This window comes from Streptomyces sp. NPDC001070, from assembly GCF_053598835.1.
In genome coordinates, this window is sequence record NZ_JBSFLB010000031.1 from 55,320 (window position 1) to 77,792 (window position 22,473).

At 71.8% G+C, this 22,473-nt stretch carries 22 protein-coding genes and 1 riboswitch; of the genes, 12 read left to right on the forward strand and 10 right to left on the reverse strand.

Annotated elements, in window-relative coordinates; translation table 11 throughout:
- The first annotated feature begins 131 nt into the window (after positions 1–131).
- The gene (locus ACWDAS_RS31935) at positions 132–1,592 is read left to right on the forward strand and encodes a catalase (RefSeq protein WP_450397935.1); all 1,461 of its coding nucleotides are present in this window, start codon (positions 132–134) and stop codon (positions 1,590–1,592) included.
- 78 nt (positions 1,593–1,670) lie between these two features.
- Here the strand turns inward: ACWDAS_RS31935 and ACWDAS_RS31940 are convergent, their stop codons facing one another.
- The gene (locus ACWDAS_RS31940) at positions 1,671–2,060 is read right to left on the reverse strand and encodes a CBS domain-containing protein (RefSeq protein ID WP_450397936.1); all 390 of its coding nucleotides are present in this window, start codon (positions 2,058–2,060) and stop codon (positions 1,671–1,673) included.
- 142 nt (positions 2,061–2,202) lie between these two features.
- A complete protein-coding gene (gene hisN, locus ACWDAS_RS31945; protein WP_450397937.1) occupies positions 2,203–3,000 on the reverse strand; it encodes a histidinol-phosphatase in 798 nt (265 codons plus the stop codon).
- Between the two features lie 138 nt (positions 3,001–3,138).
- Here hisN and ACWDAS_RS31950 point away from each other — a divergent pair, with 138 nt between their 5' ends.
- The gene (locus ACWDAS_RS31950) at positions 3,139–3,765 is read left to right on the forward strand and encodes a TetR family transcriptional regulator (RefSeq protein ID WP_450397939.1); all 627 of its coding nucleotides are present in this window, start codon (positions 3,139–3,141) and stop codon (positions 3,763–3,765) included.
- Positions 3,766–3,801: 36 nt separating this feature from the next.
- Here ACWDAS_RS31950 and ACWDAS_RS31955 read toward each other — a convergent pair whose 3' ends face one another.
- From ACWDAS_RS31955 to ACWDAS_RS31970, 4 genes are all read right to left on the reverse strand, one after another.
- Positions 3,802–4,125 (reverse strand): DMT family transporter, encoded by a 324-nt coding sequence (locus ACWDAS_RS31955; RefSeq protein WP_450397941.1) that lies wholly within the window; start codon positions 4,123–4,125, stop codon positions 3,802–3,804.
- A gap of 65 nt (positions 4,126–4,190) precedes the next feature.
- A complete protein-coding gene (rsgA, locus tag ACWDAS_RS31960) occupies positions 4,191–5,192 on the reverse strand; it encodes a ribosome small subunit-dependent GTPase A (RefSeq protein ID WP_450397942.1) in 1,002 nt (333 codons plus the stop codon).
- A 3-nt stretch (positions 5,193–5,195) separates the two neighbouring features.
- Positions 5,196–6,542, reverse strand: a complete 1,347-nt coding sequence (aroA, locus tag ACWDAS_RS31965; RefSeq protein ID WP_450397944.1) for a 3-phosphoshikimate 1-carboxyvinyltransferase — start codon at positions 6,540–6,542, stop codon at positions 5,196–5,198.
- 86 nt (positions 6,543–6,628) lie between these two features.
- The gene (locus ACWDAS_RS31970) at positions 6,629–7,324 is read right to left on the reverse strand and encodes a M50 family metallopeptidase (protein WP_450397945.1); all 696 of its coding nucleotides are present in this window, start codon (positions 7,322–7,324) and stop codon (positions 6,629–6,631) included.
- Between the two features lie 54 nt (positions 7,325–7,378).
- On the opposite strand from ACWDAS_RS31970, the gene ACWDAS_RS31975 reads away from it, so the two are divergent.
- The 9 genes from ACWDAS_RS31975 (at position 7,379) to ACWDAS_RS32015 (ending at position 15,509) form a co-directional block, all read left to right on the forward strand.
- Complete coding sequence (locus ACWDAS_RS31975; RefSeq protein ID WP_450397947.1) at positions 7,379–8,194, forward strand: SOS response-associated peptidase; 816 nt, start codon at positions 7,379–7,381, stop codon at positions 8,192–8,194.
- Between the two features lie 26 nt (positions 8,195–8,220).
- Positions 8,221–8,865 (forward strand): alpha/beta hydrolase family protein, encoded by a 645-nt coding sequence (locus tag ACWDAS_RS31980; RefSeq protein ID WP_450397948.1) that lies wholly within the window; start codon positions 8,221–8,223, stop codon positions 8,863–8,865.
- A gap of 289 nt (positions 8,866–9,154) precedes the next feature.
- Positions 9,155–9,814: a sigma-70 family RNA polymerase sigma factor gene (locus ACWDAS_RS31985; protein ID WP_450398018.1), complete on the forward strand. Its 660-nt coding sequence runs from the start codon at positions 9,155–9,157 to the stop codon at positions 9,812–9,814.
- Positions 9,811–10,131 (forward strand): mycothiol system anti-sigma-R factor, encoded by a 321-nt coding sequence (gene rsrA / locus ACWDAS_RS31990; RefSeq protein ID WP_450397949.1) that lies wholly within the window; start codon positions 9,811–9,813, stop codon positions 10,129–10,131. The genes ACWDAS_RS31985 and rsrA overlap by 4 nt, the downstream gene beginning before the upstream one ends.
- Positions 10,132–10,236: 105 nt before the next feature.
- Positions 10,237–11,553: an HD-GYP domain-containing protein gene (locus ACWDAS_RS31995; protein WP_450398019.1), complete on the forward strand. Its 1,317-nt coding sequence runs from the start codon at positions 10,237–10,239 to the stop codon at positions 11,551–11,553.
- Positions 11,550–12,758, forward strand: coding sequence for an HD-GYP domain-containing protein (locus ACWDAS_RS32000; RefSeq protein WP_450397951.1), 1,209 nt, complete (start codon positions 11,550–11,552; stop codon positions 12,756–12,758). The genes ACWDAS_RS31995 and ACWDAS_RS32000 overlap by 4 nt, the downstream gene beginning before the upstream one ends.
- A gap of 232 nt (positions 12,759–12,990) precedes the next feature.
- A complete protein-coding gene (locus tag ACWDAS_RS32005) occupies positions 12,991–13,962 on the forward strand; it encodes a tetratricopeptide repeat protein (protein WP_450397953.1) in 972 nt (323 codons plus the stop codon).
- 73 nt (positions 13,963–14,035) lie between these two features.
- Positions 14,036–14,656: a peptide deformylase gene (gene def, locus ACWDAS_RS32010; RefSeq protein ID WP_450397955.1), complete on the forward strand. Its 621-nt coding sequence runs from the start codon at positions 14,036–14,038 to the stop codon at positions 14,654–14,656.
- A gap of 64 nt (positions 14,657–14,720) precedes the next feature.
- A complete protein-coding gene (locus ACWDAS_RS32015) occupies positions 14,721–15,509 on the forward strand; it encodes a hypothetical protein (RefSeq protein ID WP_450397957.1) in 789 nt (262 codons plus the stop codon).
- A 49-nt stretch (positions 15,510–15,558) separates the two neighbouring features.
- On the opposite strand, the gene ACWDAS_RS32020 is transcribed toward ACWDAS_RS32015, so the two are convergent.
- Positions 15,559–16,569, reverse strand: a complete 1,011-nt coding sequence (locus ACWDAS_RS32020; protein ID WP_450397958.1) for a ribonucleotide-diphosphate reductase subunit beta — start codon at positions 16,567–16,569, stop codon at positions 15,559–15,561.
- Positions 16,569–18,935: a ribonucleoside-diphosphate reductase subunit alpha gene (locus ACWDAS_RS32025; protein WP_450397959.1), complete on the reverse strand. Its 2,367-nt coding sequence runs from the start codon at positions 18,933–18,935 to the stop codon at positions 16,569–16,571. The genes ACWDAS_RS32020 and ACWDAS_RS32025 overlap by 1 nt, the downstream gene beginning before the upstream one ends.
- A gap of 127 nt (positions 18,936–19,062) precedes the next feature.
- Positions 19,063–19,185: riboswitch (cobalamin riboswitch) on the reverse strand.
- A 285-nt stretch (positions 19,186–19,470) separates the two neighbouring features.
- Here ACWDAS_RS32025 and ACWDAS_RS32030 point away from each other — a divergent pair.
- A complete protein-coding gene (locus tag ACWDAS_RS32030) occupies positions 19,471–20,442 on the forward strand; it encodes a helix-turn-helix domain-containing protein (RefSeq protein WP_450397960.1) in 972 nt (323 codons plus the stop codon).
- A gap of 58 nt (positions 20,443–20,500) precedes the next feature.
- Here the strand turns inward: ACWDAS_RS32030 and mctP are convergent, their stop codons facing one another.
- Both mctP and ACWDAS_RS32040 read right to left on the reverse strand, forming a co-directional pair.
- The gene (mctP, locus tag ACWDAS_RS32035) at positions 20,501–22,132 is read right to left on the reverse strand and encodes a monocarboxylate uptake permease MctP (RefSeq protein ID WP_450397962.1); all 1,632 of its coding nucleotides are present in this window, start codon (positions 22,130–22,132) and stop codon (positions 20,501–20,503) included.
- Entirely contained in the window at positions 22,129–22,386 is a 258-nt protein-coding gene (locus ACWDAS_RS32040; protein WP_450397963.1) for a DUF3311 domain-containing protein, read from the reverse strand. Before ACWDAS_RS32040 ends, mctP begins: the two co-directional genes overlap by 4 nt.
- Positions 22,387–22,473: the final 87 nt, after the last annotated feature.

The following is a 22,473-nucleotide window of genomic DNA, read 5'->3' on the forward strand; positions in this document are numbered from 1 at the left end:
CAACAGCTTAACAGTGACAGTCCGTGTTCTGAATGAGTACGAGTTTAATCCTCTTCTTGACTTGGACTCTGTCTATCGTAGGATCGCTTCCGGCGAGAGCCGAGGGACGGCACCAACCCAGGGAGAGGCACGTGACGGTTCAGGAGACCGGTCCGCTGACGACGGAGGCAGGGGCCCCGGTCGCGGACAACCAGAACAGCGAGACAGCGGGCCTCGGAGGGCCGGTCCTGATCCAGGACCAGCTGCTGCTGGAGAAGCTGGCCCGTTTCAACCGCGAGCGCATCCCGGAGCGCGTGGTGCACGCGCGTGGCGCCGGTGCCTACGGCACCTTCACGGTGACCGCGGACGTGACGAAGTACACCCGGGCGAAGTTCCTGTCCGAGGTGGGCAAGCAGACGGAGACCTTCCTGCGGTTCTCCACCGTGGCCGGCAACCTGGGCGCGGCGGACGCGGTGCGCGACCCCCGGGGTTTCGCGCTGAAGTTCTACACCGAGGAGGGCAACTACGACCTCGTCGGGAACAACACCCCGGTGTTCTTCATCAAGGACGCCATCAAGTTCCCCGACTTCATCCACACCCAGAAGCGCGACCCGTACACCGACTCCCAGGAGGCGGACAACGTCTGGGACTTCTGGGGCCTGTCGCCCGAGTCGACGCACCAGGTGACCTGGCTCTTCGGCGACCGAGGCATCCCCGCGGGCTACCGGCACATGAACGGCTACGGCTCGCACACCTACCAGTGGAACAACCAGGCGGGCGAGGTCTTCTGGGTCAAGTACCACTTCAAGACCGACCAGGGCATCAGGAACCTCACCCAGGACGAGGCCAACCGGCTCGCCGGTGAGGACCCCGACTCCCACCAGCGCGACCTGCGCGAGGCCATCGAGCGCGGGGAGTTCCCGAGCTGGACCGTGCAGGTGCAGATCATGCCGGCGGCCGAGGCGGCGACCTACCGCTTCAATCCGTTCGACCTCACCAAGGTGTGGCCGCACGAGGACTACCCGCCGATCGAGATCGGCAAGCTGGAGCTCAACCGCAACCCGCAGAACATCTTCGCCGAGGTGGAGCAGTCGATCTTCTCCCCGGCGCACTTCGTGCCCGGCATCGGCCCGTCTCCGGACAAGATGCTGCAGGGCCGTCTGTTCGCCTACGGCGACGCGCACCGCTACCGCGTCGGCGCCAACGCCGACCACCTGCCGGTGAACCGTCCGCACGCCACCGAGGCGCGCACCAACGGCCGTGACGGTTCCTACTACGACGGCCGCCACGGCGGCGCCAAGAACTACGAGCCGAACAGCTTCGGCGGCCCGGCCCAGACCGGCCGTCCGCTGTGGTCGGCCACCGCGGTCACCGGCTGGACCGGCAGCCACGAGGCGCCCTCGCACGCGGACGACGACGACTTCGTCCAGGCGGGCGACCTCTACCGGCTGATGTCGGAGGAGGAGAAGGAGCGTCTGGTCGCCAACCTCTCCGGCTTCATCGCCAAGGTGTCGCGCGACGACATCGCCGAGCGCGCGATCGGCAACTTCCGCCGGGCCGACGAGGACTTCGGCAAGCGGCTGGAGGCCGCCGTGCGGGCCCTGCGCGGCTGACCGGCGCTCGTCGCCACAGACCCGGAGGGGGCCCGGTGCGTCCAGGCACCCGGCCCCCTCCGATCCATGTCCGGCCCGTCAGCCGGCCAGGGCGCGCGCCGGCTGCCAGCAGCGCACGATGTCGCGTACGGAGACCATGCCGACCGGGTTGCGGTCGTCCAGCACCACCAGGTGCCGGAAGCCGCCGCGCACCATCGCGGCGGCCGCCTCCTCGAGGGTCCACCGGGGCGCGGCGAAGACCACGTCCGTGGTGGTGTGGGCGGCGGCGAGTTCGTGGTCGGGGTCGAGCCCCGCACCGACGGCGTTGAGGATGTCGCGCTCGGTCAGGATGCCGAGACCGCAGGTGTCGGGATCGAGTACCACCGCCGCGCCCACCCGTCGGGCGGACATCAGCCGGGCGGCCTGGCGGAGGGTGTGAGCGGGACCGACCGTGAGAACGACCGTGCTCATGGCGTCGCGTACGAGCATGGGATACCCCTTGGGCTGCGTCGTGGCCGTCTTGAGAACCGTTTCACAAATGCACAAGCTCACGCATTCTCATGTTCACATGGGCTGCACCGCGCAGCAAGGGGCGTGCGGAGGGTGATCGGTAGTGTGAGGGGTCGGTCGATTACGGGCGGTTCAGAAAGGCGAGCATGTCCTCGTGCAGCAGCCCGTTGGACGCCGCCGCGTTCCCCCCGTACGGACCCGCGGTCCCGTCCAGGCTGGTGAAGCGCCCGCCGGCCTCACGCACGATCACCTCGTTCGCCGCCATGTCCCACAGGCTCAGTTCGGGCTCCGCGCAGATGTCCACCGCGCCCTCGGCGACCATCATGTACGGCCAGAAGTCGCCGTAGGCGCGCGTCCGCCAGCAGGACCGGGTCAGGTCCAGGAAGCCGTCCAGGCGGCCCTGCTCCTCCCAGCCGCTGAGCGAGGAGTACGCGAAGGAGGCGTCCTCCAGCCGGTTCACCTGCGACACCCGCAGCCGGGTGGCCGAGGCCAGGCTGCGCCCGGTGTACGCGCCGCCGCCCTTCGACGCCCACCAACGGCGCCCCAGCGCGGGAGCGGACACCATGCCGACCACGCCCTCGTCGCCGTGCTCCCCGCGCACCATCAGCGCGATGAGGGTGGCCCACACGGGCACCCCGCGGACGTAGTTCTTGGTGCCGTCGATCGGGTCGATGATCCAGCGCCGCGGGCCGGTGCCCTCCGTGCCGTACTCCTCGCCGAGCACGGCGTCGCGCGGTCTCGCCCGGCCGAGCTGACTGCGGATCAGCTCCTCGGCGCGCTTGTCCGCCTCGCTGACCGGCGTCATGTCGGGCTTGGTCTCGACCTTGAGGTCCAGGGACTTGAAGCGCTCCATGGTGGCGGCGTCGGCAGCGTCGGCAAGGATGTGCGCGAGGCGCAGATCGTCGTTGAAGTCCGGCATGGAGCGAACAGTATCGATCGCACCAGGTCGAGGTCACGCAGGGTACGCGGGGAGGGTTGACACGGACCGACAGCGCGTCAATTCTGGCCCCACAGCCCCTTGAGGCGCTCGGTACCGCCTGACCGCTTGGAGGCAATCGTGCCGACAGCGCGTGAATCCCTGCTGGACGCGGCGCTGTCCGCACTGGGCGACCGGTCGTGGGCGACGATCAGAATGGTCGATGTCGCGGCCACCGCCGGAGTGTCGCGGCAGACGCTCTACAACGAGTTCGGCAGCAAGGAGGGCCTCGCCCGCGCCCTGGCCCGGCGGGAGGCCGACGACTTCCTGGCGGGCGTGGAGCACGCCCTGAACACCGCCGGGCGCCATGGTGCCGACGCGGGCGACTGCATCGCCGCCGCGACCGCCTGGACCCTGCACAGCGCCCGCCGCAATCCGCTCGTGCGCGCGGCACTGACCGGCTGCCGAGGGGACCGGGTCCCGGCGGCGGCCATCGTGCTCGTGCCGGTGCCGCGACTGCCGGGCCGGCGGCTGCGCAAGGACGACCTCCCGCTCGCCCCGGTCGAACTCCTCGACGCGGTCCGGGCACGTGCCGCGGCCGTACTGGAACGGCGCTTCCCCAAGCTCGACCCGGCCGAGACCGGCTGGGCCTGCGAGACGGCGGTGCGCGTCACCGTCTCCTATGTCGTCGCGCCCGCGGCCTCCGACGAGGAGGCGTGCCTGCGGGTGGCCCGGCTGGTCCGGGGGCTGCTCCAGCGCGGCTGGTGACCGGCGCCGGTGGGGGAGTGGCGGGGGAGTACCGAATCAGTGGGCGGAGCCGGAGAGTTGGAGCCCGATGACGCCCAGGACGACCAGGCTGATGGAGATCAGCTTCAGCGTCGAGACCACGTCGCCGAGAAAGGCCATGCCGTAGATCGCCGTCCCGGAGGCGCCGATGCCGGTCCACACCGCGTAGGCGGCCCCGACGTCCAGTTTCTTCAGGGCGAGCGTCAGCAGGCCGAAGCTGCCGAGCGCGAAGGCGCAGAAGGCGATGGTCGGCCACAGGCGGGTGAACCCGTGGGAGAGCTTGAGGCAGACCGCGAAGCCGGTTTCGAGGAGTCCAGCGACCACCACGAGGAGCCAGGCCATCGAACGCCCTCCCGTTTCCGTCTGTCGATGAGCGATCATCACACAGCATGCCCGGAAATGGCGCCTCAGTCCCCTTCCTTGCGCTCACGCGTCGCGAGCAGCCGCCGCAGCGAGAACAGACGGGCGGGCTCGGCGTGCCCGTCGGCGACCCAGGCGTCCAGCGCGCAGTCGGGTTCGTCGTGGCTGCAGGCGCGCGGGCAGTCCGCCGTGCCCGGCTCCAGGTCGGGGAAGGCGTGGATGACCCGGGACGGATCGACGTGGTGGAGGCCGAAGGAGCGCACCCCTGGGGTGTCGATGACCCAGCCCTCCGCGCCGCTCAGCGGCAGCGCGAGCGCCGAGGTGGTGGTGTGCCGGCCCCGTCCGGTGACGGCGTTGACGAGGCCGGTCGCGCGCTGACGCTCCACCAGCGCGTTGACCAGGGTGGTCTTCCCGACGCCGCTGTGGCCGACGAAGGCGGTGATCCGGCCCTTGAGGTGCTCGCGGACGGCCGCCGTCGCGTCGGCGTCGAAGTTCTCGTGGCTGGTGACGACGTAGGGGACGCCCAGCGGCGCGTACGTCTCCAGCAGCGGTCCCGCCGAGGCGAGATCGGACTTGGTGAGCACCAGCAGCGGCTCCAGCCCGGCGTCGTACGCGGCGACCAGGCAGCGGTCGATGAGCCGGGGGCGCGGCTCGGGGTCGGCGAGTGCGGTCACGATGGCGAGCCGGTCCGCGTTGGCGACGACCACCCGCTCGTACGGATCGGTGTCGTCGGCGGTGCGGCGCAGCACCGAGCTGCGCTCCTCGACCCGCACGATGCGCGCCAGCGTGTCCTTCTCGCCGGACAGGTCGCCGACGATGCCCACCCGGTCGCCGACCGCGATGCCCTTGCGGCCCAGTTCACGGGCCTTCATCGCGGTGACCGTGCGGTCCTCGACGAGGCAGGTGATGCGGCCCCGGTCGATGGTGAGGACGAATCCCTCCTCCGCGTCCTCGTGCTTGGGCCGGATGCTCGTCCGGGGACGGTTGCCCTTGCGGTTCGGGCGGACCCGGACGTCGTCCTCGTCGGTGTGCTTGCCGTAGCGCCGCATGGCTCAGGCCCGTACCGGGGAGGCGGAGGCCGCAGGCGCCGCGCCCAGCATGGCCGTCCACATGTCGGGGAAGTCGGGGAGGGTCTTGCCGGTGGTGCCGACGTTCTCGACCCGGACGCCGTCGACGGCCAGGCCCAGGACGGCGCCGGCGGTGGCCAGCCGGTGGTCCTCGTACGTGTGGAAGACGCCGCCGCGCAGCGGGCGCGGCCGGATGCGCAGACCGTCCTCGGTCTCGGTGACGTCGCCGCCGAGTTCGTTGATCTCCTTGCTCAGCGCGGCCAGCCGGTCGGTCTCGTGCAGCCGCAGGTGGCCCACGCCGCGCAGCACGGACTCGGAGTCGGCCAGCGCGGCGACCGCCGCGATGCCCGGGGTGAGCTCGCCGACGTCCGACAGGTCGGCGTCGATGCCGTGGATCCGGCCGGAGCCGGTGAAGACCAGACCTGCGTCCGTCAGCTCGCACGAACCGCCCATCCGGGTGAACAGCTCGCGCAGCGCGTCACCGGGCTGGGTGGTGCGCCGCGGCCAGTCGGGGATGACCACGCGGCCGCCGGTGACGAGCGCGGCGGCGAGGAAGGGCTGGGCGTTGGAGAGGTCCGGCTCGATGGTGAGGTCGACGCCGAGCAGCGCGCTGGGGTCGACCCGCCACACGTTGGGCTCGCCGCCGTTCTCCGGGGTGTCGACCTTGGCGCCGGCATGGCGCAGCATCTCCACCGTCATCTTGATGTGCGGCAGCGACGGCAGGGTGGGGCCGGTGTGCCGTACCTCGACGCCCTGGTTGAAGCGCGGGCCGGACAGCAGCAGGGCGCTGACGAACTGGGAGGACGAGGACGCGTCGATCGACACCGGTCCGCCGTCCAGCGCCCCGCCGCCGTGCACGGTCAGCGGCAGCGCGCCACGGCCCTCGTCGTCGATCCGGGCGCCCAGCGTGCGCAGCGCGTCGATGACGCCGTGCAGCGGGCGCTCGTGGCTTCGCGGGTCGCCGTCGAAGCGGACCGGGCCGTCGGCGAGCGCCGCGACCGGCGGCAGGAAGCGCATCACGGTCCCGGCGTTGCCGACGTCGACGGTGGCGGGGCCGTGCAGACCCGCGGGGATGACCCGCCACGCCTCGCCGCCGTAGGGGTTGACCACCTCGTCGATCTGGACACCCATGGCGCGCAGCGCGTCCGCCATGAGCACGGTGTCGCGGCTGCGCAGCGGGCGGCGCAGCCAGCCCGGTTCCGAGGCGAGGGCCGCGAGCACCAGGGCGCGATTGGTGACCGACTTGGATCCGGGCACGATGACCGTCGCGTCGACGGGGGAGGACGCGAGCGGCGCGGGCCACGGGGCGGTGTGCGCGGGGTTACCGGTCATGGCCCCAAGCGTAGTGGCTCAACGAGAGGGCGAATCGCTCACAAAGCGGACGAAACCTGAAGGAAACAGATACCCGCTCGCAAGGCCTACAGACCCGTCAGCCAGCGCCCGCCGCCGAGGAGCGCGAGCAGCGCCACCGCGTAGAACAACAGCATCCACAGCGCCGCCGGGGTGTGCGTCAGCCGTGCCAGCTGATCCGCGTCCGAGCCGGGCGCCGCTCCGCCGCGCCGCTTGCGCTGGAGCTCCAGGACCGGCCGGACACCCCCGAACAGCAGGAACCACACCACCAGGTACGCGAAGGCCGCCTGCACTCCGGGCTCGGTAAGCCAGGAGACCAGCAGGAAGAGCCCGACGGTGACGAACACGGTCAGCACCCCGTAGGCGTTCCTGATCATCACCAGCATCACCAGCAGCAGGGCCGTCGCGCCCCACAGCAGCGCCGTGATGTGCCCCGCCGCCAGCAGGAGGGCCCCGGCCAGGCCCAGCAGGGACGGCGCGGTGTAGCCGGCCACCGCGGTGAGGATCATGCCGAGGCCGTACGGCTTGCCCCGGGACACGGTCAGACCGGAGGTGTCCGAGTGCAGCCGGATGCCCTGCAGGCGGCGTCCGGACAGCAGGGCGACCAGGCCGTGGCCGCCCTCGTGGGCGATCGTGATCGCGTTGCGGGACAGCCGCCATATGGCGTGCGGCAGCACCGCGGCCAGCGCGACGGCCGCCGTGGCGCCGACGAGCCAGGGGGAGGGCGCGGGCTGGGTGCCGAGGATGGAGTCGATGAGCTGCACGATCCCGCACCATACGACGGCCGGCTGTGTCCCCGCCGTGGCAATCTGGCACTCATGTGCGGTCGATATGCAGCGAGCCGGAGGCCCGAGGATCTCGTCGGGCTGTTCGACGTGCGGAAATGGGATCCCACCGAGGCGCTGGACCCCAATTGGAATGTCGCGCCCACCGACAGCACCTACGCGGTGCTGGAGCGGCCCGACAAGGAGACGGGCGAGATCGTCCGGCAGCTCCGCACCCTGCGCTGGGGGCTGGTGCCGAGCTGGGCCAAGTCACCCGACGTCGGCGTCAAGATGATCAACGCGCGGGCCGAGACCGTGCACGAGAAGTCCTCCTACCGCCGGCCCTTCGCCTCGCGCCGCTGCCTGCTCCCGGCCGACGGCTACTTCGAGTGGGTCACGGGCAAGGACGAGCGGCAGCTGGAGGAGCAGGGGAAGAAGAAGCGGCCGCGCAAGCAGCCGTACTTCGTCACCCCGATCGACGGCTCGGTCTTCGCGATGGCCGGGCTCTACGAGTTCTGGCGCGACCGGACCCTGCCCGACGATCACCCGCGCGCCTGGTGGGTCACCTGCACCGTCATCACCACCGAGGCCGAGACCGAGCCCTTCGCCGACGCCGGCGAGCGCCCGGGAGGCCCGCGCTCCCTGGCCGAGATCCACCCGCGCATGCCGCTGTGGATCACTCCGGAGCACTGGGGCGACTGGCTCGATCCCGCACGCACCGACGTCGAGGACCTGCGCGGGCTGCTCGTGCCGCCGCGGCCGGGACTGCTGCGCGCCTACCCGGTGCGCACCGAGGTGAGCAACGTCCGCAACAACGGGCCCGAGCTGGTCGAGCCGATCGAGGCCCCCGAAGAGGCGACGCTGTTCTGACCGCCCGCGGTGCCAGACTGGCGGCTGTGAGCGAGATCATCGACACCGTGCCGACCCCCGTGGGCGAGGCCCGCGTCACCTGGCACCGGGCCCGCGCGGCGCGCGCCGTCGTGGCGCTGAGCCACGGCGCGGGCGGCGGCATCGAGGCCCGGGACCTGCGGGCCCTGACCGCGGCCCTGCCGCCGCGCGGCTGGACGGTCGCACTCGTGGAGCAGCCGTGGCGGGTGGCGGGCAAGAAGGTGGCACCGGCACCGAAGACCCTGGACACCGCCTGGACCGCCGTGTGGCCCACCCTCGCGGAGCCGGGCCTGCCGGTCGTCGCCGGGGGCCGCAGCGCGGGGGCGCGGGTGGCCTGCCGTACGGCGGCGGAGCTCGGCGCGGTCGCGGTGCTGGCGCTGTCCTTCCCCCTGCATCCGCCCGGCAGGCCGGAGAAGTCGCGGGCCGGCGAGCTGACCGGGGCCGGGGTGCCGGTACTGGTGCTGCAGGGCGGGCGCGACCCCTTCGGGCGGCCGGAGGAGTTCCCGGAGGGCCACGAGCCCGTCGAGGTGCCGTACGGCGATCACGGTTTCGCCGTGCCGAAGACCGCGGACGTCACCCAGGAGGCCGCACTGAGCGTCATCACGGACGCGGCGCTGGGCTGGCTGGAGGAACTGCCCACGCTTCGGGAATGAGCCGTGCGCGGCCCGTGTTGTGCCAGGCGTCCACACGGAAGAACGTACGCACAGTGAGGAAGGCAGCCGCATGGTCCCAGCCGCATGCCCACCCGCCGCCCGCCGCCAGTCCTCTGGCGACGCGCTGCGCGCGGCACCTTCGGAATCCCGCGCCGAGGCGCCCTATCTGGTCTGGCCCGAGTGGCCGGCGATGGGTGGTGCGGCGGGCAAGACCAGCACGCCGATCCCGCCCGGGATATCCTCCGATGTCGTGGGGTCCGCTTACGGCCCCGTGACCGTCGTGGAGGAGGTGGGTCCGGTCAGCGGCACCGATGACAGCTCATCCGAGGTGCATGAGGCGCAGGTGACTCAGGAGTCCGACGTCGAGCGCAGCGCGCGCTTCGAGCGGGACGCCCTGGAGTACCTGGACCAGATGTACTCGGCTGCGCTGCGCATGACCCGCAACCCGGCCGATGCCGAGGACCTGGTGCAGGAGACGTACGCGAAGGCGTATGCGTCGTTCCACCAGTTCCGTGAGGGCACCAATCTCAAGGCGTGGCTCTACCGCATCCTCACCAACAGCTTCATCAACTCCTACCGGAAGAAGCAGCGCGAGCCTCAGCGCAGCGGCACGGAGGAGATCGAGGACTGGCAGCTGGCCCGCGCCGAGTCGCACATGTCCACCGGTCTGCGCTCCGCGGAGTCGCAGGCCCTGGACCACCTCCCCGACTCGGACGTGAAGCAGGCACTGCAGGCGATCCCGGAGGAATTCCGGATCGCGGTCTATCTCGCGGACGTCGAGGGCTTTGCCTACAAGGAGATCGCCGACATCATGGGTACGCCCATCGGTACGGTGATGTCCCGTCTGCACCGGGGGCGGCGGCAGCTGCGCTCGCTGCTGGAGGACTACGCGCGGGAGCGCGGACTGGTCCCGGCGGGCGCGGGAGATGAGAAGGGCTCGGGCACATGAGCTGCGGCAACCCGCATGAGACGGACTGTTCCGAGGTACTCGAACACCTTTACGAGTACCTGGACAACGAGATGTCCGACGACGCCTGCGCCAAGTTCAAGCAGCACTTCGACGAGTGCCACCCTTGCTTGGAGAAGTACGGCCTCGAGCAGGCCGTCAAGAAGCTGGTCAAGCGCTGCTGCGGGCACGACGACGTGCCCACCGACCTGCGCTCCAAGGTGCTCACACGGATCGAGCTGATCCGGACCGGCGAGGTCGCGCCCGTGCCGGAGCCGGCCGACGGCGACAGCACCCCGACCGGTTCGCCGGCCACCTGACGCACACCGCGCCGGCAGGTCACCCGGGATCACCCGAAGGCGGGAATCGCGGCCGCTCGCCCACCGCGGGGCGGCCGCGCGCCTAGCCTCGGTGGGGTGCGTGCGATGCGGACGGTCCGGGTGCTCCCACCGGCGGCACGGGTCTACATCCCGGTCGTCGTCGTGTCGGCGTGCGGCGCGCTCGTCACCGGCACCTACGGGGGCACCCCCTGGGCCACGGCCGCCGCGCTGGCCGTCCTGTACGCGGCAGGGGAACGGGCGGGGGCTTCCCTGCCCCCGGTGCTCTTCGCGGCCGTGCTCCTGCTTCCCCCGGGCGCGGCCGCGCTCGTGTCCGTGCCCGGCGCGCTGGCCTCGCCGGTCCGCGGCGAACCGCGGCCGGTGCGCCGCGTGTGGCACGCCGGGCAGCTCGCCCTGGCGACGGGCGCCGCGGCGCAGGTGCGCGCGGCCTTCGGGGACGGCCCTTTCGCACGGTTGCCGGGTCTCCTGGTGCCCGCGCTCGCGGCCGTCCTCGCCTTCTGCCTGGTCTCCGCCGCGCTCACCGCGGGCGTACTGATCACCGCCGAGCGGACGGCCCCGGGCGCGGCCTGGCGGGAGGCCCTGCTCGGCCCGCTCGCGCCGCAGCTCACCTACGGCCTGGTGGGGCTCGTGGCGGCGGTGCTCTGGCAGGGTCCGTACGGCGCCGTGGCCGCCGTCCTGGCGTTGCTGCCGACGCACATCGCCCGCTGGGTCGTCGGCCAGGCGCACCGCGAGCGGGCCGCCCACCAGGCGACGGTGCGCGCGCTGGTGCAGGCGGTGGAGATCAAGGACCGCTACACCCGCGGCCACAGCGAACGCGTCGGCCGGGCGTCGGCGCTGATCGCCCGCGAGATCGGCCTGCCCCCCGAGCGGGTGGAGGCCCTGCGGCTGGCGGGCATCCTGCACGACATCGGCAAGCTCGGCGTGCCCACCCGCGTGCTGCGCAAGGACAGCCCGCTCACCCCCGAGGAACGGCGGATCATCGAACTGCACCCCGGCTACGGCCACGAGATGGTGCGCGGCATCGCCTTCCTCGACGACGCCCGCACGGCCATCCTCCACCACCACGAACGCCTCGACGGCTCGGGCTACCCGTACGGCCTGGCCGGCGAGGCCATCCCGTCCTCCGCGCGCCTCGTCGCCGTGGCGGACGCCTTCGACGCGATGACCTCCACCCGCGCCTACCAGGTCACCCGCGGGGTCGACGACGCCCTGGGGGAGCTGCGCCGCTGCGCCGGCACCCACTTCGACCCCCTCATGGTGCAGGCCCTGGTCCGCGCCGTCCGCCGGGAGGGCTGGAACCCGGCGGTCACCGCCGACGAGCCGGAACCCTTCGCCCCCGCACAGGCCCGGCGCCACGCCCGCCGCGAGGCCCCGTCCCGCCGCACGCCGGAGCCGCGCCCGTGAGCGCACCGGGCCGCCGCGGCGGCGACCACCGCCGCCATCGCAGACGCACGCCCCACGTCGTCCTCGCCGTCCACGGGCTCGCGGTGGCCGCGGGCGCCGCGGGCGTGGGCTGGACCGCGGCGCACGGCGTGGCCGACCCCGCCGCGGCCGCCGCGTTCGGGGCGCTCATCGTCGTCGGCGAGGTCTTCCGGATCCCGGAGCCGGAGGGCCGGGAGGCCGCTCCGGTGGCCTTCGCCGGGGCCCTGGCGTACGCGCTGCTCGCGGCCGAGGCGGTGGCGGTCGTCGTGGCGGTGTCCGCCGCCGCGGTGGTCGCCGGGCAGTTGCGGGGCGCGCCCCGGGACGCGGCCGCGCGGCGCGTGCTGACGGTGGCCTTCGCCGCGGCGACCGCCCAGCCGCTGTACGGCGGGAGCGGCGGCCATCCGGGCTACGCGGTGCTGCTGCTGGCCAGCACGATCCTCTGCGACGCCGTGCTGGCCGCGGCGCTCGGCGCCGCCCGCACCCGGCACCCCTTCACCTCCGTCCTCCGCGACGAACTGGCCGCCCTCCCCGGGGTCGGCTCGGCCGTGTGCGCCGGCGGGGTCGTGCTGGCGCAGGCGGAGCAGGCCGCCGGGCTCTGGGCGCTGCCCGTGTGCGGGGTGCCCCTGCTGCTGACGCAGACGGCCTTCCGCCGGCACGCCGCGATCCGGGCCACCCATCGCGAGACGATCACCTCGCTCGCCCGCGCCACCGAGGTCGCCGGTTACACCCCGGTGGGGCACGCCCGCCGGGTCAGCGCGCTCAGCCACGCCATGGGCAGGGAACTGGGCCTGGGCGGAAGGGCGCTGGCGGCCCTGGAGCACGCCGCGCTGATGCACGACATCGGCCAGCTCTCCCTCGTCGACCCCGTGCCCGGCGGCGCCACCTCGTCCCTCGATCAGGTGGAACGCCGCCGTATCGCGCTGCTCGGTGCGGAGGTCGTACGCCGTACGGGTGCCCCGGAGGAAGTGGCGCGCATCGTGGAGGGCCAGGCCGATCCGTACCGCGACCAGCCGCTCGCCGGACGCATCGTGCGTACGGCCAACGCCTACGAGGACCTGGCCGGGGGCGGTACGGCCGTGGGCCGGGGGCTGCAGGCGCTGGAGCGGTTACGCCTCGACACCGCGCACGAATACGACCCTCGCGTGGTCGAGGCGCTGACCAGGGTCATTGCCCGGGCCGGGCAGTGAACCGGCCGGTAATGAGCGGGCGCACCAAGGGGCATGGTTGGATGCCCGCAGGGGCGCAGAGCGCTCAAGAGGCACACCATGGCGCCCATGCTGCCAAACCGGCAAGCCCGGCCGTGTGTGACAGGCCCTGCCGATGGCAAGGAGGACTGATGAGCACCGCTGAGCACGGGACGTGGGGGAACGGACGGGGCACCGTGGGGCACCAGCGAACGCGAACGGCAGGCGGGACACGTTGAGGATCTTCGGCAGGGCACGCCATCGGCCCTCCGCCACGTGGCGGCAGGCGACCGACCGGGCGTTCACGCTGATCAGCGACGGGCGGTACGAGGACGCCGGTGCGCTGCTCGTCCGTGCCGCCGATCTGGAGCCGTGGCGCTCGGAGTCCTGGTACAACCTCGCGCTGCTGCACAAGTTCCGGCACGACTGGGAGCAGGCCCGCACCACCGGCCTGCGGGCCGTCGCCCTGCTGGACCGCGCGCCCGGCGCCCCCGACTGGTGGAACGTCGGCATCGCCGCCACCGCCCTGCAGGACTGGCCGCTGGCCCGCCGCGCCTGGCAGGCGTACGGGCTGCGGCCCGACACGGCCGGCGTCGGCCCGATCGAGATGGAGCTGGGCAGCTCGGCGGTACGGCTCTCCCCGGAGGGCGAGGCCGAGGTGGTCTGGGGCCGCCGGATCGACCCGGCCCGGATCGAGGTGCTGAGCATCCCGCTGCCGTCCTCCGGCCGCCGCTGGGGCGAGGTCGTCCTCCACGACGGCGTGCCGCACGGTGAGCGACGCACCGCCGACGGCGCCACCTACCCCGTCTTCGACGAGATCGAGTTGTGGGCGCCCTCCCCGGTGCCGACCTGGCTCGTCCTGCTGGAGGCGGCCACCGAGGCGGACCGCGACGCCCTGGAGCAGCTGGCCGCCGACGCGGGCTACGCCGCCGAGGACTGGTCGTCCTCCGTCCGGCTGCTGTGCCGCACCTGCTCCGAGAGCCGCATGCCCACCGACGACGGCTCCGACGCCTCCCGCGACCCGCACGACCAGGGTGAGCCGGGCCACCCCGGGCACCTCAGCCACCGCAGCCCGGGCGCCCTGTGGGCCCCGGAGCGGGAGTGCGGGATCGCCGCCCCCGTGGGGCTGGTGCGGGGGCTGCTGGACAGCTGGGTCGCCGACAGCCCGGACACCCGGGACTGGCGCGATCTCGAAGAGGTCTGCTGACCCCGTCGCGGGCACGTACCCTTGATGGGCTATCGAGCTTTCGAGAAGGCCCCAGGAAGGCGTACGACGGACCATGTCGCAGCAGGACACCGAGCAGACCGCATTCACCGACGACGTGACGGACGCCGAGGAGCGTGAGGCGGCCCACCGTGCCCGCGGCACGGCCCGTCCCATCACGGTCGTCGGCAACCCGGTCCTGCACCGCCCGTGCAAGACGGTCACGTCCTTCGACGACGACCTGGCCGCCCTCGTCGACGACATGTTCGCCAGCCAGCGTGCCGCCGAGGGAGTCGGCCTCGCCGCCAACCAGATCGGCGTGGACCTGCGGGTCTTCGTCTACGACTGCCCGGACGACGACGGGGTCCGCCATGTCGGCCACGTGGTCAACCCCGTGATCGACGACCTCCCCGCCGAGCGCCGCGTCCTCGACGACGGCAACGAGGGCTGCCTGTCGGTCCCCGGCGCCTACGCCGAGCTGCCGCGCCCCGACTACGCGGTCTGCCGCGGCCAGGACCTGCACGGCAACGACATCGTCGTCGAGGGCTCCGGCTTCTTCGCCCGCTGCCTCCAGCACGAGACCGACCACCTCAACGGCTACCTCTACATCGACCGGCTCTCCAAGCGGGACCGCAAGGACGCGCTGAAGCAGATGGCGGAGTCGACGCCGAAGTACGAGACCGTCCCGAACGACTGATCGGTCCTGCCGTTAACCTGTTCGTCCCCCGGCATGATCGCGCCGGGGCGAACAGGGGAGGGATATGCGACACAGAGCGCTGGCGGCCGCCGCGGCGGGTGCCGCGGCGATGGTGGTCCTGATGGCGCCGGCCGCGCACGCCGAGGGGCGGGGGGACATCCGCGTCATCAAGACCGTGGTCGACCACGGCACCAACGTGATCGTCGGGACGAAGAAGACCATCGAGTTCCCGATCGCCATGACGATCAGGGACGACTCGGGGGTCAAGCGCGTCTCCGACGTCTCCGCCTTCAGCAGGGCACACGCGGACGGTCCGGTCGACTGGACCGGAACCCGCTGTGAGAAGAAGAGCGCCACCACGTCGGTGTGCACCGCCACGATGAAGATCTACCCGGAGACGATCCATTCGTACGGCGCGGGCAACGCGGGCTGGAACGCCAACCAGGTCGCGGGCGTCTGGCAGGTCAACGCCACAGTGAAGGCGAACGACGGCGACTACTGGATCAGCGACGACATCGCCCGGTTCAAGGTGAAGCGCGCCTCGGTGCTCACCACCGACGCGGGCCCGGAGCCGGTCGCCAAGGGCGGGACGCTCACGGTCAAGGGCAAGCTCACCCGGGCGAGCTGGCAGGACCTGAAGTACCACGGCTTCGCGGGGCAGTCCGTGAAGCTGCAGTTCAAGAAGACCGGTTCCACGAAGTGGAGCACCGTCAAGACGGCCACCACGAGCAGCACCGGTGGCCTGAGCACCAAGGTGACCGCCCCCGCGGCGGGCAGTTGGCGCTGGTTCTTCCCGGGCACGACCACGACGGCCCGGATGACCTCGGCCGCCGACGCGGTCGCCCTGAAGTGACCGCGGGCGGGGTCCGGCCGATCCGGCCGGGCCCCGCCCGTGCGGCTGATCAGAAGTCGTCGTCGAAGGAGACCGTGCCCTCGACCGCCACCTGGTACGCGGAGGCGCGGCGCTCGAAGAAGTTGGTCAGCTCCTGGACGTTCTGCAACTCCATGAAGGAGAACGGGTTCTCCGAGCCGTAGCGGGCCGGCAGGCCGAGGCGCACGAGGCGCTGGTCGGCGACGCACTGCAGGTACTCGCGCATGGAGTCGGTGTTCATGCCGGGCAGGCCGTCGCCGCACAGGTCGCGGGCGAACTGGAGCTCGGCCTCGACGGCCTCCTCGAGCATGGCGGTGACCTGCTTGCCCATCTCCTCGTCGAAGAGGTCGGGCTCCTCCTGGCGGACGGTGTCGACCACGTGGAAGGCGAAGTCCATGTGCATCGACTCGTCGCGGAACACCCAGTTGGTGCCGGTGGCCAGGCCGTGCAGCAGACCGCGCGAGCGGAACCAGTAGACGTACGCGAAGGCGCCGTAGAAGAACAGGCCCTCGATGCACGCCGCGAAGCAGATCAGGTTGAGCAGGAAGCGGCGGCGGTCCGCCTTGGTCTCCAGGCGGTCGATGGACTCCACCGAGTCCATCCAGCGGAAGCAGAACTGCGCCTTCTCGCGGATGGAGGGGATGTTCTCCACCGCGTCGAAGGCGGCGGCGCGCTCCTCCGGGTCGGGGAGGTAGGTGTCGAGCAGCGTCAGATAGAACTGGACGTGCACGGCCTCCTCGAAGAGCTGCCGCGACAGGTACAGCCGCGCCTCGGGGGAGTTGATGTGCTTGTACAGGGTCAGCACGAGGTTGTTGGCCACGATCGAGTCACCGGTGGCGAAGAACGCCACCAGGCGGCCGATCATGTGCTGCTCGCCGGGGGAGAGCTTGGCGAGGTCGGCGACGTCGGAGTGGAGGTCGACCTCCTCCACGGTCCAGGTGTTCTTGATGGCGTCCCGGTAGCGCTCGTAGAAGTCCGGGTAGCGCATCGGACGCAGGGTCAGTTCGAAGCCCGGGTCGAGCAGGTTCTTGGTGGAGCTCATCACTGGCAGGCCTCGCAGGACTCGGGGTTCTCAAGGGAGCAGGCGATCGCGTCGGCGTCGGGCGTCACCTGGACCGGGACGGGGGCGGCCGCGCGGGCGGACTGCGCGATGCGCGTGGCGGGGCGGGAGCGCAGGTAGTACGTCGTCTTCAGGCCCTGCTTCCAGGCGTAGGCGTACATCGAGCTTAGTTTGCCGATGGTGGGCGCGGCCATGAAGAGGTTGAGCGACTGGCTCTGGTCGAGGTACGGGGTGCGGGCCGCGGCCATGTCGATCAGGGCGCGCTGCGGGATCTCCCACGCGGTGCGGTACAGCTCGCGCACCTCGGCGGGGATCCAGTTGAAGCCCTCGACCGAGCCGTTGGACTCGCGCAGCGCGTCGCGGGTCTGCGCGTCCCAGACGCCGAGCTTCTTCAGGTCGGCCACGAGGTAGGAGTTGACCTGGAGGAACTCACCGCTGAGCGTCTCGCGCTTGAAGAGGTTGGAGACCTGCGGCTCGATGCACTCGTACACGCCCGCGATCGAGGCGATCGTCGCGGTCGGCGCGATGGCCAGCAGCAGCGAGTTGCGCATGCCGGTGGCGGCGACGCGGGCGCGCAGCGCCTCCCAGCGCTCGGGCCAGTTCGCCTCGGTCGCGAAGTGGTCCGGGTGCAGGACGCCGCGGGCTGCGCGGGTCTGCGACCAGGCCGGGTGCGGGCCGTGGCGCTCGGCGAGGTCGCAGGAGGCCTCGTACGCGGCGAGCATGATGCGCTCGGCGATCTTCGTGGAGAGCGCCTTGGCCTCGGCGGAGTCGAAGGGCAGCCGCAGCTTGAAGAAGACGTCCTGCAGGCCCATCGCGCCCAGGCCCACCGGGCGCCAGCGCTCGTTGGAGGAGGCGGCCTGGGAGGTCGGGTAGAAGTTGATGTCCACGACGCGGTCGAGGAAGGCGACGGCGGTGCGGACGGTGGCGTCCAGCCGCTCCCAGTCGAGGGAGCCGTCCTCGCCGACGAAGGCGCCGAGGTTGACCGAGCCGAGGTTGCAGACGGCGGTCTCGCCGTCGTTCGTGACCTCCAGGATCTCCGTGCAGAGGTTGGAGGAGTGGATGACGCGGCCGGGCTCGGCGGTCTGGTTGGCGGTGCGGTTGGATGCGTCCTTGAAGGTCATCCAGCCGTTGCCGGTCTGAGCGAGGGTGCGCATCATACGGCCGTACAGCTCGCGCGCCGGGATGGTCTTGCGGGCGAGCCCCGCCGCCTCGGCCTCGCGGTAGGCGGCGTCGAACTCCTCGCCCCACAGGTCGACCAGTTCGGGCACGTCGGCGGGGGAGAACAGCGACCACGGGCCGTCCGCGTCGACGCGGCGCATGAACTCGTCCGGGATCCAGTGCGCCAGGTTGAGGTTGTGGGTGCGGCGCGCCTCCTCACCGGTGTTGTCGCGCAGTTCCAGGAACTCCTCGATGTCCGCGTGCCAGGTCTCCAGGTAGACGCAGGCCGCGCCCTTGCGGCGGCCGCCCTGGTTGACGGCGGCGACGGAGGCGTCCAGGGTGCGCAGGAACGGGACGATGCCGTTGGAGTGGCCGTTGGTGCCGCGGATCAGCGAACCGCGGGATCGGATGCGGGAGTACGACAGGCCGATGCCGCCGGCGTGCTTCGACAGCCGGGCCACCTGGTGGTAGCGGTCGTAGATGGAGTCCAGCTCGTCCAGCGGGGAGTCCAGCAGGTAGCAGGAGGACATCTGCGGGTGCCGGGTGCCGGAGTTGAAGAGCGTGGGGGAGCTGGGCAGGTAGTCCAGCCGGCTCATCAGGCCGTACAGCGCCGCGACCTCGTCCACCGAGCGCACGGTGTGGTCCTCGGCCAGGCCGCAGGCCACGCGCAGCATGAAGTGCTGCGGGGTCTCGACGACCTGACGGGAGATCGGGTGGCGCAGCAGGTAGCGGCTGTGCAGGGTGCGCAGGCCGAAGTAGCCGAAGCGGTCGTCGGCCCCGTCGGCGAGCGCGCCGTCCACGAGAGAGTCGAGGCGCTCGGCGTGCGCGGCCACGAACGCGGCGGTGCCGTCGGCGATCAGGCCCTCGCGGTGGCCGACCGCGATCGACGCGGAGAAGGAGACCGCGCCCTCGCCGGCCGCCTCCTCCGCGATGGCGGCGCTCAGCAGCCGGGCGGCGAGCCGCGAGTACTGCGGGTCCTCCGCGATCAGCCCGGCGGCGGCCTCGGTGGCCAGCGCCCGCAGTTCGGCCTCGTCCGCCGCGGCGCTGCGGCCGCGCAGGGCGGCGGCGGCGACCCGGCCGGGGTCGGTGTCGGGGAGGTCCGCGGTCAGTTCCGTCAGGATGCTCAGCAGACCGGTTCCCGGTGAGACGGGGTCCGATGCGGTGGCGGGTGCGGCGGGCGCGATGGTCACGTGTGCTCTCTCCCTCGTACGGCGGCGACGCGCGGGGGAGCGACGGGGCGCACGCAGGGCAGGGCATGCCGCGGCGCGTCCGCCGGCCCAACCCGCGAGGCCCGGACACTTCACCGTCCGGACGGCGCGCCGGACGGTGCCGTCGGCAGGTACTCGGACTCGCGGGCATGCCTCAAGGCGCCCGCACACCGTTGCGGGGCAGTCCCGGATTCCCACCGGCTTCCCCTGCGGCGACAGCGGAGTTGAGCATACATCTAGTGGCGCCCGCCCGTGACGCCACCAGATGTTGTGCCGATGCGGTTACAGAGCGCCGGACTCAGACGTGCCAGTCGTGGCCGTCGCGGGAGTCGTGGACATGGCCGGTCAGGGCGGCGAGCGCCAGGGCCAGGAAGAAGACCAGTGCGGTGACGGTGGCGAGGACGGTTTCCATGCCTTCGACTGTGCTCCTCGCGCGGCCCCACCGGGAGTGGCAGGACTGTCGCACTCCCTCGAAATCCTGCCACCGCCCCGGCTGGGGTTCTGCCATGCTGGACGCATGCTGCAGAACGTCGCCGCGGTGCTGCTCGACGGTGTCCACCCCTTCGAACTTGGCGTGGTCTGCGAGGTGTTCGGACTCGACAGGTCGGACGACGGCCTGCCGGTGTACGACTTCGCCGTGGCGTCCGCGGAGGGCCCCGCGCTGACGTCGGCCGCGGGGTTCACCATCGGCACGACGCACGGGCTGGAACGGCTGGAGGAGGCCGACCTGGTCGCGGTGCCCGCCGGCGACTCCTATGTGCACCGGGAGTATCCGCCGGAGCTGCTGCGGGCGCTCAACCGAGCGGTCGACCGCGGGGCGCGGGTGCTCAGCGTGTGTTCGGGCGTCTTCGTGCTGGCCGCGGCGGGCCTGCTGGACGGCCGCCGCTGCGCGGTCCACTGGCGGCACGCGGAGGAGCTGGCGCGGCGCTATCCGCTCGCCCGGGTGGAGCCCGACGTGCTGTACGTGGACGAGGACCCGGTGATCACCTCGGCCGGCACCGCCGCCGGGATCGACGCGTGTCTGCACCTGGTCCGCAAGGAACAGGGCAGCGACGTGGCCAACGCCATCGCCCGGCGCATGGTGGTGCCCCCGCACCGCGAGGGCGGCCAGGCGCAGTACATCGACCGCCCGCTGCCGCCCGCGCGGTGCGACACCGTGGGCGACGTCCTGGCGTGGATGGAACGCCACCTGGACCGCGAGGTGACCGTCGACGAGCTGGCCGCCCGGGCGCACATGTCGCCGCGCACCTTCGCGCGCCGCTTCCAGCAGGAGACCGGCACGACGCCGTACCGCTGGCTGCTCGGCCAGCGCGTGCTGCTGGCCCGGGAGTTGCTGGAGGGCACCGACGAGACGGTGGACGCGGTCGCCGCCCGCGCCGGTTTCGGCAACGCGGCGACGCTGCGCCACCACTTCGCCCGCTGGGTGGGCACCACCCCGCAGGCGTACCGCCGCACCTTCCGCCGCCCCGAGCAGGCCCGTACGGCATGACGACGGGCCGCCGCCCCGTCCCAGGGCGGCGGCCCGCGATCCGTGGCCGGTGCGGTGGTCAGTGACCGGCGACCACCGGCAGGTCCTTCTGCACGCCCGGGTCGCCGGCGTCGGCCGTGAAGTCGCCCTCGGCCGTCTCATCGACGCCCTCGGGGGCCTTGACGGCCTTGAGGACGAAGGTGAGGACGACGGAGACGACCACGTTGAGCACGAAGGCGGTCAGGCCGATGTAGCCGATCTGCCCGATGACCGGGATGGTGTCGGAGGAGCCGCCGAAGTGCTTCTGGGTCGGGCTCGCGACACCGTAGGCCACCCAGGTGCCGTAGATCATGCCGACCGCCCAGCCCGCCAGCAGCGCCCAGCGGTGGAGCCAGCGGGTGAACAGGCCGCCGACCAGGGAGGGGAAGGTCTGCAGGATCCAGATGCCGCCCAGCAGCTGGAAGTTGATCGCGACCGTCTTGTCCATGGTCAGGACGAAGACCAGGGCGCCGACCTTGACCAGCAGCGAGACCAGCTTGGAGACCTTGGTCTCCTGCTCGGGGGTGGCGTCCGGCTTGAGGAAGTCCTTGTAGACGTTGCGGGTGAAGAGGTTGGCCGCGGCGATCGACATGATGGCTGCCGGCACCAGCGCGCCGATGCCGATCGCGGCGAAGGCCACGCCCGCGAACCAGGACGGGAACATGTTCTCGAACAGCTGCGGGATGGCCAGCTGCCCGTTGTAGCCCTTGACCCCGGCACCGACACCGCTGGCCAGCGCCATGAAGCCGAGCATCGCCAGCAGGCCCAGCATCAGCGAGTACAGCGGCAGGACGGTGGTGTTGCGGCGGATGACGTTCCGGCTGCGGCTGGAGAGCACGGCGGTTACCGAGTGCGGGTACATGAACAGCGCGAGCGCCGAACCAAGCGCCAGCGTGCCGTACGCCCACTGCGCGGTGTCGCCCGGGGCCAGGGCCCCGCGCGGCTTGCCGGTGACCGGGTTGACCTGCGCGTAGGCGTCGCCGGCCTTGGCGAAGATGTCGTCGAAGCCGCCCAGCTTGATCGGGATGTAGATGATCGCCACCGCGATGACGATGTAGATCAGCGTGTCCTTGACGAACGCGATCAGCGCCGGCGCCCGCAGACCCGAGGAGTAGGTGTACGCCGCCAGGACACCGAAGGCGATCAGCAGCGGCAGGTCCTTGACGAACCAGTTGGACGACTCGCCGCCGCCCACGCCCATCACGTCCAGCACCGCCTGGATGCCGACCAGTTGCAGCGCGATGTACGGCATCGTGGCGAGGATGCCGGTGACCGCGACGGCCAGCGACAGGCCCTTGGAGCCGAAGCGTCCGCGCACGAAGTCCGAGGTGGTGACGTAGCCGTGCTTGTGCGAGACCGACCACAGGCGCGGCAGGAAGGTGAAGATCAGGGGGTAGACCAGGATCGTGTACGGCACGGCGAAGAAGCCCGCCGCCCCCGCCGCGTAGACCGCCGCCGGGACCGCCACGAAGGTGTAGGCCGTGTACAGGTCGCCGCCCAGCAGGAACCAGGTGATCCAGGAGCCGAAGCTGCGGCCGCCCAGGCCCCACTCGTCCAGGTGCAGGGCGTTGTCGGCCTTGCGCCAGCGGGCGGCCAGGAAGCCGAGCACCGTGACGACCAGGAAGAAGAAGATGAAGACGGCGAGCGCGACGCCGTTGACTCCGTCCTTCACTTGGCGGCCTCCTTCCGTGCCCGCTCCTCACGACGGACCAGGACGTACGCGGCGTACGTCAGTCCGGAGGACAGGAACACCCACAGCATTTGGTACCAGTAGAAGAAGGGGATGCCGATGAACTCCGGGGTCAGCTTCGCGTACGAGCCGACCCAGAGCATCGCGACAAAGGGAATGACGAGGCAGACACCGGCGATCACGCGTGTGGGGGTGACCACCGGTGGCCGCTCGGAGGTTCCGGATGGTTCGGACATTGCTACGGCTCCGTCCTGATCTCTTACTCCTGTGTAATGCGCAGGCAATCTAAAGTCAGGACGGGAGGCACGTCACTACCTGCCCGC

What these genes read in the sequence shown, in the direction of transcription:
- ACWDAS_RS31940 (WP_450397936.1), bottom strand. Translation starts at nt 2,060, where the DNA reads ATGCTCGTACGCGACGCCATGAGCACGGTCGTTCTCACGGTCGGTCCC.
- hisN (WP_450397937.1), bottom strand. Translation starts at nt 3,000, where the DNA reads ATGCCGGACTTCAACGACGATCTGCGCCTCGCGCACATCCTTGCCGAC.
- ACWDAS_RS31955 (WP_450397941.1), bottom strand. Translation starts at nt 4,125, where the DNA reads ATGGCCTGGCTCCTCGTGGTGGTCGCTGGACTCCTCGAAACCGGCTTC.
- rsgA (WP_450397942.1), bottom strand. Translation starts at nt 5,192, where the DNA reads ATGCGGCGCTACGGCAAGCACACCGACGAGGACGACGTCCGGGTCCGC.
- aroA (WP_450397944.1), bottom strand. Translation starts at nt 6,542, where the DNA reads ATGACCGGTAACCCCGCGCACACCGCCCCGTGGCCCGCGCCGCTCGCG.
- ACWDAS_RS31975 (WP_450397947.1), top strand. Translation starts at nt 7,379, where the DNA reads ATGTGCGGTCGATATGCAGCGAGCCGGAGGCCCGAGGATCTCGTCGGG.
- rsrA (WP_450397949.1), top strand. Translation starts at nt 9,811, where the DNA reads ATGAGCTGCGGCAACCCGCATGAGACGGACTGTTCCGAGGTACTCGAA.
- ACWDAS_RS31995 (WP_450398019.1), top strand. Translation starts at nt 10,237, where the DNA reads ATGCGGACGGTCCGGGTGCTCCCACCGGCGGCACGGGTCTACATCCCG.
- def (WP_450397955.1), top strand. Translation starts at nt 14,036, where the DNA reads ATGTCGCAGCAGGACACCGAGCAGACCGCATTCACCGACGACGTGACG.
- ACWDAS_RS32015 (WP_450397957.1), top strand. Translation starts at nt 14,721, where the DNA reads ATGCGACACAGAGCGCTGGCGGCCGCCGCGGCGGGTGCCGCGGCGATG.
- ACWDAS_RS32020 (WP_450397958.1), bottom strand. Translation starts at nt 16,569, where the DNA reads ATGAGCTCCACCAAGAACCTGCTCGACCCGGGCTTCGAACTGACCCTG.
- ACWDAS_RS32030 (WP_450397960.1), top strand. Translation starts at nt 19,471, where the DNA reads ATGCTGCAGAACGTCGCCGCGGTGCTGCTCGACGGTGTCCACCCCTTC.
- ACWDAS_RS32040 (WP_450397963.1), bottom strand. Translation starts at nt 22,386, where the DNA reads ATGTCCGAACCATCCGGAACCTCCGAGCGGCCACCGGTGGTCACCCCC.